Here is a 13,687-nt window from a genome sequence, read left to right on the forward strand (position 1 = left end):
TGTCTTTAGATTGATGCCGCGGACGTTTCGACGCGCTTGCCGTAAGTGCGCTCGACGTAGTCGCTAACGATTTGCTGGAATTCTTCGGCAATGCGCTCGCCGCGCAGCGTCTTCACCTTCACGCCGTCGACGAACACGGGCGCGGCCGGATTTTCGCCCGAGCCCGGCAGGCTGATGCCGATGTTCGCGTGCTTCGACTCGCCGGGCCCGTTGACGATGCAGCCCATCACGGCGACGTGCATCTTCTCGACGCCGGGGTACTGGTCGCGCCAGACGGGCATCGAGTTGCGCAGGTAGGTCTGAATCTGCGACGCAAGTTCCTGGAACAGCGTGCTCGTCGTGCGGCCGCAGCCGGGACACGCAATCACCATCGGCGTGAACGAGCGCAGGCCCATGGTCTGCAGGATCTCTTGTCCGACGACCACTTCGCCGGTACGCGCGCCGCCCGGCTCGGGCGTGAGCGAGATGCGAATGGTATCGCCGATGCCCTCTTGCAGCAGCACCGACAGCGCCGCCGTGGACGCCACGATGCCCTTCGAGCCCATGCCCGCCTCGGTCAGGCCGAGATGCAGCGCGAAGCTGCAGCGTTTGGCGAGTTCGCGATAAACCGCGATCAAGTCCTGCACGCCGCTCACCTTGCACGACAGGATGATCTTGTCGCGTCCGAGCCCCAGTTCCACGGCGCGTTCCGCCGAGCCGATGGCCGACTGGATCAGCGCCTCGTACATCACGCTTTGCAGTTCCCACGGCGTCGCGCGGGCGGCGTTTTCGTCCATCATGCGCGCGAGCAGGTCCTGATCGAGACTGCCCCAGTTCACGCCGATGCGCACCGGCTTGTCGTACTGGATTGCCGCTTCGATCATCTGCGCAAATTGCGTGTCGCGCTTCGCGCCCTGTCCGACGTTGCCCGGGTTGATCCGATACTTCGACAACGCCTCGGCGCACGCGGGATGATCGCGCAGCAGCAAGTGGCCGTTGTAATGGAAGTCGCCGACGAGCGGCACGGTCACGCCCATGCGGTCGAGCTGCTCGCGGATATGCGGCACGGCCGCCGCCGCTTCGGGCGTATTCACCGTGATGCGCACGAGTTCCGATCCGGCTTGCGCGAGTTCCTTGATCTGTATCGCGGTGCCGATGGCGTCGGCGGTATCGGTGTTGGTCATCGACTGGACGCGCACAGGGGCATCCCCGCCGATGGTCACGAGCTGGCCGCCCCAGCGCACGTCCACCGCATGCGACGAACGACGCGGCAACGGACCGCCGAAGACCGGCTCCGTCGAACAGATTTTGCTGCTAATCAGGGATTGAGCTTCGGATTGCATCGAAAAACCCTTTGGCAACCGGGGCGCTGACATGCAGCCGGAGTTGCTTGATTGGAACCTCGAACGGGCGTCACGGCAAAGACCGTGGCGCCCCTGACTTGTCCGCGCGCGTCGCGCGGAGCCTCAAGCCGCCCGCGTGATGTCCTTACGGCAGCGAGAAGCGCGCGACGTTTCCGCGGGCGGAAGAATACTTCTTGGCGTCGACGGGCTCGTCGTCCACCGACAGCGACTCGACGCCCCTCGCGTTTCCGACCGTCACCTTGAACGGCGCTTCGCCTTGGACGCGCTGCGTGCTGCCCGCGCGCACCAGTCCGGAGAAGACTTCCTTGCCGTCCTTGCCGCGCACGCTGAACCAGCTATCTTCCTTCACTTTCAATTCGACGGCGTTCGTGCCCTTGCCCGTGGTTGCCACGGTCGCGGCCGAAGCCGGTGCCGTCGCGACAACCGCCGATGCCGCCTTCGGCGCGGGCACGGCGACTGCCGGCGCGCTCGCGCTCTGCACGGCGGTGATGGTGGACGACGATGCCGGCAGCGCGTTCGTGCCGAGCGGACGCGGCATCGGCTGCTCGCCGGGCGCGGCCGCCACTTCGGGCAGCGAGGCCTCGCCGGTGTTCGCGGCGGCGGCCTCGTCGGGCGTCGCGACTTGCGACGCGGCCGGCTTGTCGCCGGACGTCGACGCGAGCCCCGCGCCGGTGCTCGACTTGAGCCGCGCGAGCCACGCCGACGAATCGCCGCCGGTATGCCACATCACCAGCGCCGCGAGCACCGCGACGATCGCCGCGACGCCCCACAGCCACGAACGCTTGCGGCCCGACGAATTGCCGAGCGGCACGGACACGCGGCCGCGCGGCAAGCCCGCGCCCGACGACGCCGGCACCTTCAGATTGTGCTCGACGGGCACGCCGTCACGCCGGAACGCCTGCGTGAACGGCGCCGGGTCGGCGCCGAGCACTTTCGCGTAGCTGCGCACGATGCCCGCCGCGAACGTCCGGTCGGGCAACTGGCTGATGTCGCCTTCTTCGAGCGCGGCGAGCTTCTGCGGCGACACCTTGAGCCGGGCGGAAACGTCGTCGATCGACCATCCCTTGGCGTGCCGGAGCTGCACGAGACGCGCGCCGACTGCCTGCAACGAGTCCAGCGTCTCCGGCTGGCCCTCGCGCGATGCCGCCCCTCCGACCCGCGTCCGGGCATCATGCTGATCGCCGGACATTTCATCGGTATGACTGCCGAAAGGCGTCGGGTGTTGCGGCTCACTCATCCCAAATTCCTCGCATCGATTCTTTTATATTGCGCTGCTGCGCCGTCAGGTTCAAAAGCACTGAACGATACAACTCCGGCGTCGTTGCAGACCGCTTTATAACAAAATGTTCGCCTTCGCGGCGCTTGCCTCATGGTCGTTGCCGTCTTGCCATGTCGGAGCGTGGGCGCAGCCGCGAATCCGTCAGACCGCGCGCACCTCGATCACCTTGCTTCCCGCGCGGTTCGTGCGCTCGGCGAGCCGCGTGCGATCCTGCACCGCGCCCGCGAGCTGACCGCATGCCGCGTCGATGTCGTCGCCGCGCGTCTTGCGCACCGTCGTGACGACGCCCGCGTCGATCAGCACTTGCGCGAACCGTTTGATCTGCTCGTTCTTCGAGCGCGTGAGGCCGGATTCCGGGAACGGATTGAACGGAATGAGGTTGAACTTGCACGGCACGTCGCGCGTCACCGCGAGCAATTCGCGGGCGTGAGCCTCGCTGTCGTTCACGCCGTCCAGCATGCAGTATTCGAACGTGATGAAGTCGCGCGGCGCGACCTTCAGATACCGCTGGCAGGCCGCCATCAGCTCGCGCAACGGATACTTCTTGTTGAGCGGCACGAGCATGTCGCGCAGCGGATCGTTCGGCGCGTGCAGCGACACGGCGAGCGCCACGGGAAGATCGGCCGCGAGCCGATCCATCATCGGCACGACGCCGGACGTGGACAGCGTGACGCGGCGGCGCGACAGGCCGTATGCGTTGTCGTCGAGCATCAGGCGCATGGCCGGCACGACGGCGTCGTAGTTCAGCATCGGCTCGCCCATGCCCATCATCACGACGTTCGTGACGACGCGCTCGCCCTTGCCGGGCCCGCCGACGTCACGCCCGAGCGACTTGCGCAGCGCGAATTCCGCCATGCGCAACTGGCCGATGATCTCGCCGGTCGTCAGATTCCGGGAGAAGCCTTGCTTGCCGGTGGAGCAGAACCGGCAGTTGACCGCGCATCCCGCCTGCGACGACACGCAAAGCGTGCCGCGCGTCTCTTCGGGGATGAACACGGTTTCGACCGCGTTGCCGTTGCCGACGTCGATCAGCCACTTGCGCGTGCCGTCGGCGGAAACGTGGTCGCGAATGATGTCGGGCATCGCCAGCGTGGCGCGGCCCTTGAGTTTTTCGCGCAAAGATTTCGCGAGATCCGTCATGCCGTCGAAGTCGTCGGCGCCAAACTGATGAATCCAGCGTTGCAATTGCTTGGCGCGAAACGGCTTTTCGCCGAGACTGCCGCAGTAAGCGACCAGCCCGGCGGCGTCGAGATCGAGAAGATTGACGGTGCTGCTGCTCGTCATGTCGAGTTCTGCCATTTCCAGATTGCGAAGCCCGGGCGCTTGCCCGGGACCGTTCGCGCCAAATTCCTGCTTATTTACAACTCATTTTGCAGCTATTCTTGTGCTGAGGCGCGTTTGACCGCGCCCTTGAACAGGCGCGGCGACCAGCACAGGAATTAACGCGAGTAGACGTTCACTTCCGGGAAGAAGAACGCGATTTCGTGGCGCGCCGTTTCCGGAGCGTCGGAGCCGTGCACGGCGTTCGCGTCGATGCTGTCGGCGAAGTCGGCGCGAATCGTGCCCTTGTCAGCCTTTTTCGGGTCGGTGGCGCCCATCAGGTCGCGGTTCTTGGAAATTGCGTTCTCGCCTTCCAGCACCTGGATCATGACCGGACCCGACACCATGAACTCCACGAGGTCCTTGAAGAACGGACGCGCGGCGTGCACCGCGTAGAACTTCTCTGCGTCGGCGCGCGAGAGATGAACCATGCGCGACGCGATGATCTTCAGACCAGCGTTCTCGAAACGGCTGTAGATCTGGCCGATAACGTTCTTTGCCACTGCGTCCGGCTTGATAATCGACAGGGTGCGCTCGATCGCCATGAAAAACTCCAAAAAATGAACGGTTTACGGATTAAAACGAATCGACAATTGTAGCACGAAGCAAGGTATGATTGCGATTGAAACCTTACGGCACCGTAAGGATCAAAGCATGCGTGGGCTGGCTGCATGCGGGCTGTGAAATAGAGCGGGCAAGCATTGAATTCTGCGCACGCCGCAGCCATATTGGAGCAAAACGCGGTATCTCAATGGACCAGCCGTGCACCATTGCGATACTAATACTGGCTTAAGACAGCGACGTTAGGATCCCGTGTAATCAGAACGTAGCGGTAAAACTGAACGACGGACAATTGGAGCAAGGAGAAACCATGAACGAATCACCCTACGGCTTCGGCCGCACTGGCGCCGTCACCTCGGTCGAGGTGCGCAACAAGGTGCTGCGCAATACTTACTGGCTGCTGGCGCTCTCGATGGTGCCGACGGTTCTCGGCGCGTACATCGGCGTCGCGACAGGCTTTTCGCTGTTCGCGGCCACGAGCCCGGCAATGAGCTTCATCGCGTTCCTCGCCATCGCGTTCGGCTTTATGTTCGCGATCGAGAAGACGAAGAACAGCGGCATGGGCGTAGTCGTCCTGCTCGGCTTCACGTTCTTCATGGGACTGATGCTCTCGCGCCTCTTGAGCTTCATTCTCGGCTTTTCGAACGGGCCGCAGCTCATCATGATGGCGTTCGGCGGCACGGGCGTGATCTTCGCGGCCATGGCCACCATCGCGACGGTCAGCAAGCGTGATTTCTCGGGGCTGGGCAAGTTCCTGTTCATGGGCGTGATCGTCATTCTGCTCGCCGCATTCGCGAACATCTTCTTGCAACTGCCGGCGCTGATGATGACGATCTCCGTGCTCGCCATCGTGATCTTCTCGGCGTACATGCTGTTCGACGTGCAGCGCGTCGTGAACGGCGGCGAGACGAATTACATCAGCGCGACGCTCGCTATCTACCTCGACCTGTACAACGTGTTCACGAACCTGCTGGCGCTGCTCGGCATTTTCGGCGGCAATCGCAACTGATCGCGAAACGCTTCGCTGAAACGAAAAAACCGGCCTTCGGGCCGGTTTTTCTTTGCCTGCTGAAAACGCGCGAGGGAGCAGTTGAATCAGTCCCGCTCGAACAGCGCGATCGATTCGACGTGCGATGTATGCGGGAACATGTTCACGACGCCCGCGCCTTTCATCCGGTAACCGGCCTCGTGCACGAGCAGGCCGGCGTCGCGTGCGAGCGTCGCCGGGTTGCAGGACACGTAGACGATGCGCTTGGGAAGAATCGCGTCGTCGCCGCTTTGCGCGATGTCCGCGAGCGCCTTCGACACTGCGAGCGCGCCTTCGCGCGGCGGATCGATCAGAAACTTGTCGAAGCGGCCGAGCGCGCGCAGGTCGTCGGCGGTGACTTCGAACAGATTGCGGCACGCGAAGGACGTGTGGCCATCGACGCCGTTCGCCTTCGCATTGTCGAGCGCGCGAGCCGTCAGCGCCTCGCTACCCTCGATGCCCACCACTTCGCGCGACACTCGCGCGAGCGGCAGCGTGAAATTGCCGATGCCGCAGAACAGATCGAGCACGCGATCGGTGCGTTCCGCCGCGAGCAGGCTCAACGCGCGGGATACGAGCACGCGGTTGATCTGATGATTGACCTGCGTGAAGTCGGTCGGCTTGAACGGCATGCGGATGTCGAATTCCGGCAGCGTGTACGCCAGTTCGCGGTCGAGCGGATAAAACGGATAAACGGTGTCCGGGCCCTTCGGCTGCAGCCAGAACTGCACGTTATGCTCGTCGGCGAACGCGCGCAGCAGCGCTTCGTCGGCTTCGGTCAGCGGTTCGAGAATGCGCAGAACGAGCGCCGTCACGTCCGAGCCCACCGCCAGTTCGATTTGCGGCATGCGATCGCGGATCGACAGCCCCGCTACGAGATGACGCAGCGGCACGAGCATCGCGGAAACGTGCGGCGGCAGCACTTCGCAGCTCGTTATGTCGGCGACGTAGCTGCTTTTGCGCTCGTGAAAGCCGACCAGCACGCCGCCCTTCTTTTCGACGTGGCGCACGGTGAGCCGCGCGCGATAACGGTATCCCCACGACGGACCATGGATCGGCCGGAACATGGTTTCCGCGCGCAGCTTCGCCAGATGCTGGAGATTGTCTTCCAGCACGCGCTGCTTGACCGCGATCTGCGCGCGCACGTCGAGATGCTGCATCGAGCAGCCGCCGCATGTACCGAAGAACTGGCACTTCGGCTTCGTGCGGATCACCGCTTCGCGCAGCACTTTCACCACCTGCGCCTGCTCGAAGCTCGGCTTCTTGCGATAGCTCGAATAGCTCACGCGTTCGCCCGGCAGCGCGCCTTCCACGAAGATGACCTTGCCCGGCTCGCCGTCCTCGTTGACCGTGCGGCCGACGCCGCGCGCGTCCATATCGAGCGCGTCGATTTCAATTTCAAGCGCGACGAACGACGGATCGGGCGTGACGGACTTCGCGGGCGCCGCGCGGCGGCGATGCGGATTTTTTCGAGCGGCTTCAGACACCTGCGTACTTCCTGACTGACGTGATAGCAAAGGCGAGATTGTAGACGAACCGTCAAGAACTCATCGGCCGAACGCGGCGAGATACTCGGCCCAGTGCGGCGACGTTTCCTGCGCGAGCGCGTTCTTCACGAAGTTGACCTCGTCGCTGTATTCGTCGGCCGAGAAGCCGCCGCGCATCAACTGGAAGCGGCAATACATCAGATACGTGTTGACGACATCCGTCTCGCAATAGTTGCGGATCTCGTCGAGCTGGCCGTCGCAGAAGGCATCCCACACCTTGCCGCCGTCCATGCCGAGCTTGCCGGGAAAGCCGCAGAGCTTCGCGAGTGCGTCGAGCGGGGCGTTGGCGCGCGCCTGATACATCGCGAGGACGTCCATCAGGTCGATATGCCGCATGTGATAGCGACTGATGTAGTTATTGAATTTGAATTCGCGGTCGTCCTGGCCGAGGTCCCAATACCGCGGCGCGGCGATGCCATGCACGAGCGCGCGGTAGTGCAGAACCGGCAGATCGAAACCGCCGCCGTTCCATGAAACGAGTTGCGGCGTGTATTTCTCGATTACGCGATAGAACGACTGAATCAGCGCCGCCTCGCCGTCGCCGGGCGCGCCGAGCGAGCGCACGCGAAAGCCGTTGTTGTCGCGAAACACGCATGAAATAGCCGCGACGCGTTGCAAATGGTGCGGCAGAAAATCGTTGCCGACGCGCTCGCGGCGCATCTGGAACGCATAGTCGGCGACTTCGCGATCCGAAAGATCGCCGGGCAAATCTTCGAGACGGCGAATGCCGTCGACATCGGGGATCGTCTCGATGTCGAATACGAGAATCGGTGTCATTGAATCCTGGGAATGCGGCAGAACAAGTGCGACGACGCCCTCGCGGGCGCCAGGTAAGCGCTAAAGCACGGCGTCCTTGCGAACGCCGTTGGACGCGAAGAAACGCTTGAGCCTCACGAGCGCCTCCTGCTGAATCTGGCGCACGCGCTCGCGCGTGAGACCCATTTCGTCGGCCAGCTCTTCCAGCGTGGCCGGCTCGATGTGATTGAGTCCGAAACGTCGCTCGATCACATGCCGATGCTTGTCCGACAGCCGCGAGAGCCACAAGCGCGTCAACGTTTCCAGTTCGCGGTGTTGCACTTCGGCATCCGGCGACTGGCTTTGATCGTCTGAAAGCAGGTCGAGCAGACTGCTGCCCGGATCCAGGTCGAGCGGCGCGTCGAGCGAAGCGGTGTGTTCGTTCAACGCGAGAATGTCGGTGACTTCCTCGGGCGTCTTGCCGGTGAGATACGCGATGTCGTCGATGCTGGCGTCGCGGCGCTCCGGCGCCACGGGATCGTTCGCATTCGCCGAGTTCTTCTCCAGATGGCGCTTCGCGCGCAGCACCTGATTCAGCTCGCGAATCACGTGGACCGGCAGCCGCACCGTGCGCGCCTGATTCATGATGGCGCGCTCGATGCTTTGACGTATCCACCACGTCGCGTAGGTCGAGAAGCGGAAACCGCGCGTCGGATCGAATTTCTCGATGGCGTGCATGAGGCCGAGGTTGCCCTCTTCGATCAGATCCAGGAGCGGCACGCCGCGATTCAAATAACCCTTCGCGATACTGACGACCAGCCGCAAATTGCGCTCGATCATCACCTGCCGCGCTTCGAACTCGCCGGCCTTCGCGAGACGCGAATACCGCTGCTCCTCCTCGACGGTGAGCAGCGGCTTCACGCTGATGCGATTCAGGTAATGCTGAATAGTGTCGGCCGTGAGTTCGGCCTGAAGCAGCGAGCGGAAGTCGTCCGCGTCGGGCGGGGAATCGTTTGCGCCGTCGGCGGTTTCAGCGCCGTCTTCCGCGCGCTTGCCGCGGCCCGCGCCGTCTTCGTCGGAATCGACATCGACGTCGATGTTCTCGGCGTCCTCGTCGCGGGTAGAAGCGCCCTCTTCCACCGACACTTGCAAAGGTCGGCTGATCGTCTCAGTCTCTGCTTGCGGCAGGCGGCGCTTCGTTTTCGGCATGATGGCTCCGCTTTTATTGCGGCGGCAAATACTTCAGTGGGTCAACAGGTTTACCCTGCCGGCGAACTTCGAAATGCAACATCACACGGTCCGAATCGCTGTTCCCCATCTCAGCGATTTTCTGCCCTTTAGTCACCGCGTCTCCCTCTTTTACCATCAAAGCGCGGTTATGTGCATATGCCGTGAGAAAAGTCGCATCGTGCTTGATGATAATGAGATTGCCGTAGCCGCGCAGCCCATTTCCGGAGTAGACCACCCGCCCATCCGCCGAAGCGTTGACCGGATCTCCCGCCGCACCGCCGATATTCAAACCCTTGTTCTTCGCGTCGTCGAACGTGCCGAGAATCGGGCCACGCGCCGGCCAGATGAACGCCGGCTGCGCTGCCGCCGTCGCGCTGTTGTCGACGCCCGCCGCCACGCCCGGTGCCGCGCCTGCCGCAGCGCCCGGCGCGGTTCCCATGCCGGAACTCGGCCCGTAGTACGGCGGCTGGGTCGCGCCCGTTGTTGCGCCCGTGGTTGCGCCTGTCGTCGCGCCCGGCTGCTGCGCGCCGCCGTTGAGCGGCTGCGCTTGGACTGCGCCACCTGCGATCGGCGCGGTCGACACGCCCGGCGTCGCCGCGGCGACATTCGCTCCCGGCGGCGCGACGCGCACCAGTTGACCGACCTCGATCTGATTCGGGTTGGTCAGATTGTTCCAGGCAGCGATGTCGTGATAATTCTGACCGTTTTCCAGTGCGATCCGATATAGGGTGTCGCCCGGTTTCACGCGATAGAAGCCCGGCGGCGGCGGACCGTTGGACGCGGCGGCCTGGGCGGCATCCGTCCCGATGGGCGCGCCGGTCCTATCCACCACCGGCGCCATGTCCATGCGCGTCGAACACGCCGCCAGCACGGTTAGCGCAACGACGCACACGCTGCGCTGCGCCGCCGTCAGGCGAACGTTCGCACTCCCTACTCGCCAAGCACGCAAGATACTCATCGGTGTCAAATCACTCCGGATTTCAAAGGTACAAAGAAAACGCGATCCAGCTGCGACTCGCGCCACTGCGTCGCCGAAAGGCGCGTGACGAGCGTCAGCACCTGCGACTGCGCGGCCTGCGATCCGACCGGCGCGACGAGCCTGCCGCCGACAGCCAGTTGATCCAGCAAGGCTTGCGGGACGTCGAGCCCCGCGCACGCGATGACGATCGCATCGAACGGCGCGGCCGCGGGCAGGCCGAGACGGCCGTCGCCGTAGTGCAGCCGGATGTTCGGCACGCGCAGCGGCCGAAGATTGAGCTTCGCGCGCTCGGACAGCGGCCGCACGCGCTCGATCGAATAAACCTCGGTCGCGACCTGCGACAGCACCGCCGCCTGATAACCGCAGCCGGTCCCGATCTCCAGCACCTTGTCGAGCGTGCGGCCGGCCGCGACCAGTTCGATCATGCGCGCGACCACGGAAGGCTTCGAGATGGTCTGATGGTGACCGATCGGCAGCGCCGCGTCTTCGTACGCCTGCGCGGCGAGCCCGGGATCGACGAACATGTGGCGCGGCACGACCGACATGGCGTTCAGCACGCGCGGATCGGTGATGCCGTTCCCGCGCAGCCGCTCCACCATGCGCTCGCGCACGCGTTCGGAGGTGAGCGTCTGCGTGCTCGTCAACGCGACGTTCGGCGCGCCCTTCTTCGTCGCGGCGTTGGTGTTCGCGTTCAGATCACGCTCGGCGGGACGCTGCGTGGTTCGCAACGCGCTCGTGCGCGGATGCGGCGCCTGCGCCGGACTGCGGGCTAAAGGAGAAGTCGCTGCGGGAACCGGCTTCCCGTTCCCCGTCTTGGCAGCGAAACCGGACGCCGCTTTCTGCGCGCCGGCCGCCGAACGCAACGCGCCCGGCGCGACGGCAGGCTTCACGCGCGACGCATCCGCGCGGCCGCTCGGTTTGCGCGGCTCGCGTACCAGGTCCGCGAGCGCCAGCGGAAAGCGCTTGGCGCGCTCGTCCGTCATGAGCGGCGGCTCCCGGCGGCGGCCCATTCGCGCGTCTCGGCCATGAGCTTCGTGTGCGTCAGGTCGAGTTGCAGCGGCGTGATGGAGACATAGCCGTTCGCGACGGCGTGAAAATCGGTGCCTTCGCTGGCATCGAGCGCATCGCCCGACGGCCCGATCCAGTAAATCGGATTACCGCGGGGGTCCGTCTGCCGGATGACCGGCTGCGAAGGATGCCGCTTGCCGAGGCGCGTCACGCGCCATTCGCCGAGCTGGTCGTACGGCAGGCTTGGAATATTGACGTTCAGCAACGGATGACCCGGCATCGGATGATCGAGGAAATGCGCGACGATTTCCGCTGCGACGCGCGCCGCATCTTCCAGATGAAGCCAGTCTCGGCCGACCAGCGAAAACGCGATGGCCGGAATGCCGAACATGAAGCCTTCGGTGGCGGCGGCGACCGTGCCCGAATACAGCGTGTCCTCGCCGACGTTCTGGCCGTTGTTGATACCCGACACCACGAGGTCCGGCTGCTCGTCCAGCATGCCGGTGAGCGCGATATGCACGGAGTCGGTCGGCGTGCCGTTCACGAAGTTGAAACCGTTCGGCGCGCGATGAATGCTCAACGGCCGCGACAGCGTGAGCGAGTTCGACGAGCCGCTGCAGTTCTGCTCGGGCGCCATCACGGTCACGTCGCCGAGCGGCTGCAAAGCGTCGTGCAGCACGTTGATGCCGCGCGCCAGATAGCCGTCGTCGTTGCTGAGTAGGATTCGCATCTGACGATTGTAACCGAGGAAAGATGACGCGCGAACGCGCGCGCGGGCTCGTCCGGAGCGCTGCCGTGCCCTACACTGACCGCCTCGACGACGAGGAGACGACATGCGCGCTGTTCGCTGCAATCAATACGGATTACCCGACACGCTCACCATCGAGACGATGCCGGACCTGCACCCCGAAGCCGGCGAAATCATCATCGACGTGAAGGCGGCGAGCGTCAATTTTCCGGACGTGCTCATCGTTCAGAACAAGTATCAATTCAAGCCGCCGCTGCCCTTCACGCCGGGCGCGGAGTTGGCGGGCGTGGTGCGCGAAGTTGGCGCGGGCGTGACGCGCTTCACGCCCGGCATGCGCGTGGCCGCGTACACGGCGCACGGCGCGTTTGCCGAACAGACGCGCGCGAGCGAGACGGCGTGCATCGCGCTGCCGGATCACGTCGATCTAGCAGAGGCCGCCGCTTTCACGCTCGCCTACGGCACGTCGTATCACGCGCTCGTGGATCGCGGTGAACTGGAGGCCGGCGAGACGCTCCTCGTGCTCGGCGCGGCGGGCGGCGTCGGGCTGGCGGCGGTGCAGATCGGCAAGATCGTCGGCGCGCGGGTGATCGCGGCGGCATCGAGCGCGGAGAAGCTCGCGTTTTGCCGCGAGCACGGCGCGGACGATGTCATCGACTACACGAAGGAAGACGTGCGCGAGCGCATCAAAGCGCTGACCGGCGGCAATGGTCCGGATGTCATATTTGATCCCGTCGGCGGCGCGTACGCGGAACCAGTGTTTCGCAGCATCGCGTGGCGCGGGCGATATCTCGTCGTCGGCTTTGCGAACGGCGAGATTCCGAAGCTGCCGCTCAACCTCGCGCTCTTGAAAGGCGCGAGCATCGTCGGCGTGTTCTGGGGCGATCACATGCGCCGCGAGCACGCGCTTGCGGACCGCGAATTCGCGACAATGGTCCAGTGGATCGAAGCGGGCAAGCTGCGCCCGTCGTCACCAAGCGCTATGCGCTCGAAGAGACGCAGCAAGCACTCGACGACATGATGAATCGCCGCGTGACGGGCAAGGTCGTGATCGAGCCGTAGATCGCTGCTATCTCACAGCTTCTCGGTATCGCCGGTTTTCGGCTGCCATTTCATGAGCCGCCGCTCGACGACCGCAACGAGCCCGTCGAGCACCAGCGCGAACGCTGTCAGCACGAGAATGCCGGCGAACACGGTGTTGATGTCGAACGTGCCTTCCGCCTGCAGAATCAGATAGCCGACGCCGCGCGCCGAACCGAGATACTCGCCCACCACCGAGCCGACGAACGCGAGCCCGACCGACGTATGCAGGCTCGAAAACACCCAGCTCGTCGCGCTCGGCAGATACACATGACGCAGCAGTTGCTTGCGGTTCGCGCCGAGCATGCGCGCGTTCGCGAGCACGACAGGGCTCACTTCCTTCACGCCCTGATACACGTTGAAGAACACGATGAAGAAAACGAGCGTCACGCCGAGCGCGACTTTCGACCAGATGCCGAGCCCGAACCACACCGCGAAGATCGGCGCGAGAATCACGCGCGGCATCGAGTTGGCGGCCTTGATGTAGGGGTCGAGCAGCGCGCTCGTCGTCGGCGCGAGCGCAAGCCAGAGGCCGACCGCGAGCCCCGACACCGTGCCGATCACGAACGCGAGCACCGTCTCGATCAGCGTCACCCAAAGGTGGATATAAATCTCGCCGCCGCTAAACCACTCCCAGATGCGCACGAGCACCTTCTGCGGCTCGCCGAAGAAGAACGCGGCCTTGTTGGCGTCGTCGAAATAGAACGGCGGCAAGAGCGTCGGGCTCGTGAGCACGTACCACACGACGAAGCACGCGACGAGCAGCAGCCACTGCCACAGCGCGAGATTGGCCCGATTTGAACGACTAGGGCGCAGCTTGTTCCACATGTTCG

12 protein-coding genes and 1 pseudogene are annotated in these 13,687 nt (G+C 64.3%); 2 read left to right on the top strand and 11 right to left on the bottom strand.

Going from position 1 to position 13,687, the window contains the following annotated elements:
• Positions 1-5: 5 nt before the first annotated feature.
• The 4 genes from ispG to ndk all read right to left on the bottom strand — a co-directional run bounded on the left by ispG (position 6) and on the right by ndk (position 4,487).
• Positions 6-1,322 carry a flavodoxin-dependent (E)-4-hydroxy-3-methylbut-2-enyl-diphosphate synthase gene (gene ispG, locus LDZ24_RS07590; protein WP_175940440.1) on the bottom strand — a complete coding sequence of 439 codons (1,317 nt, stop codon included), beginning with the start codon at positions 1,320-1,322 and terminating at the stop codon, positions 6-8.
• Positions 1,323-1,467: 145 nt separating this feature from the next.
• Entirely contained in the window at positions 1,468-2,580 is a 1,113-nt protein-coding gene (locus LDZ24_RS07595) for a RodZ domain-containing protein (protein WP_248319945.1), read from the bottom strand.
• A 183-nt stretch (positions 2,581-2,763) separates the two neighbouring features.
• Positions 2,764-3,906, bottom strand: coding sequence for a 23S rRNA (adenine(2503)-C(2))-methyltransferase RlmN (rlmN, locus tag LDZ24_RS07600; RefSeq protein WP_244849066.1), 1,143 nt, complete (start codon positions 3,904-3,906; stop codon positions 2,764-2,766).
• 155 nt (positions 3,907-4,061) lie between these two features.
• On the bottom strand, positions 4,062-4,487 hold the full coding sequence (ndk, locus tag LDZ24_RS07605; RefSeq protein WP_248319946.1) for a nucleoside-diphosphate kinase: 426 nt from the start codon (positions 4,485-4,487) through the stop codon (positions 4,062-4,064).
• 326 nt (positions 4,488-4,813) lie between these two features.
• On the opposite strand from ndk, the gene LDZ24_RS07610 reads away from it, so the two are divergent.
• On the top strand, positions 4,814-5,512 hold the full coding sequence (locus tag LDZ24_RS07610) for a Bax inhibitor-1/YccA family protein (RefSeq protein ID WP_206466506.1): 699 nt from the start codon (positions 4,814-4,816) through the stop codon (positions 5,510-5,512).
• Positions 5,513-5,598: 86 nt separating this feature from the next.
• Here LDZ24_RS07610 and rlmD read toward each other — a convergent pair whose 3' ends face one another.
• The 6 genes from rlmD to surE are packed head-to-tail and all read right to left on the bottom strand — an operon-like array spanning position 5,599 to position 11,759.
• On the bottom strand, positions 5,599-7,017 hold the full coding sequence (gene rlmD / locus LDZ24_RS07615) for a 23S rRNA (uracil(1939)-C(5))-methyltransferase RlmD (RefSeq protein WP_371747331.1): 1,419 nt from the start codon (positions 7,015-7,017) through the stop codon (positions 5,599-5,601).
• A gap of 60 nt (positions 7,018-7,077) precedes the next feature.
• Positions 7,078-7,854: a 3'-5' exonuclease gene (locus LDZ24_RS07620; protein WP_248319947.1), complete on the bottom strand. Its 777-nt coding sequence runs from the start codon at positions 7,852-7,854 to the stop codon at positions 7,078-7,080.
• A 60-nt stretch (positions 7,855-7,914) separates the two neighbouring features.
• The gene (rpoS, locus tag LDZ24_RS07625; RefSeq protein ID WP_248319948.1) at positions 7,915-9,021 is read right to left on the bottom strand and encodes an RNA polymerase sigma factor RpoS; all 1,107 of its coding nucleotides are present in this window, start codon (positions 9,019-9,021) and stop codon (positions 7,915-7,917) included.
• 13 nt (positions 9,022-9,034) lie between these two features.
• Positions 9,035-10,000, bottom strand: coding sequence for a peptidoglycan DD-metalloendopeptidase family protein (locus tag LDZ24_RS07630; RefSeq protein WP_248319949.1), 966 nt, complete (start codon positions 9,998-10,000; stop codon positions 9,035-9,037).
• Positions 10,001-10,005: 5 nt separating this feature from the next.
• Positions 10,006-11,004, bottom strand: coding sequence for a protein-L-isoaspartate(D-aspartate) O-methyltransferase (locus LDZ24_RS07635; RefSeq protein ID WP_248319950.1), 999 nt, complete (start codon positions 11,002-11,004; stop codon positions 10,006-10,008).
• Complete coding sequence (gene surE / locus LDZ24_RS07640; RefSeq protein ID WP_248319951.1) at positions 11,001-11,759, bottom strand: 5'/3'-nucleotidase SurE; 759 nt, start codon at positions 11,757-11,759, stop codon at positions 11,001-11,003. The genes LDZ24_RS07635 and surE overlap by 4 nt, the downstream gene beginning before the upstream one ends.
• 160 nt (positions 11,760-11,919) lie before the next feature.
• Between surE and LDZ24_RS07645 the strand changes: the two are divergent.
• A pseudogene (locus LDZ24_RS07645) lies at positions 11,920-12,836 on the top strand (NADPH:quinone oxidoreductase family protein).
• 12 nt (positions 12,837-12,848) lie between these two features.
• Here LDZ24_RS07645 and LDZ24_RS07650 read toward each other — a convergent pair.
• Positions 12,849-13,682: an ABC transporter permease gene (locus tag LDZ24_RS07650; RefSeq protein WP_248319952.1), complete on the bottom strand. Its 834-nt coding sequence runs from the start codon at positions 13,680-13,682 to the stop codon at positions 12,849-12,851.
• Positions 13,683-13,687: the final 5 nt, after the last annotated feature.

Origin of the sequence: Caballeronia sp. Sq4a (assembly GCF_023170545.1) — a bacterium.
Lineage (GTDB): Bacteria > Pseudomonadota > Gammaproteobacteria > Burkholderiales > Burkholderiaceae > Caballeronia.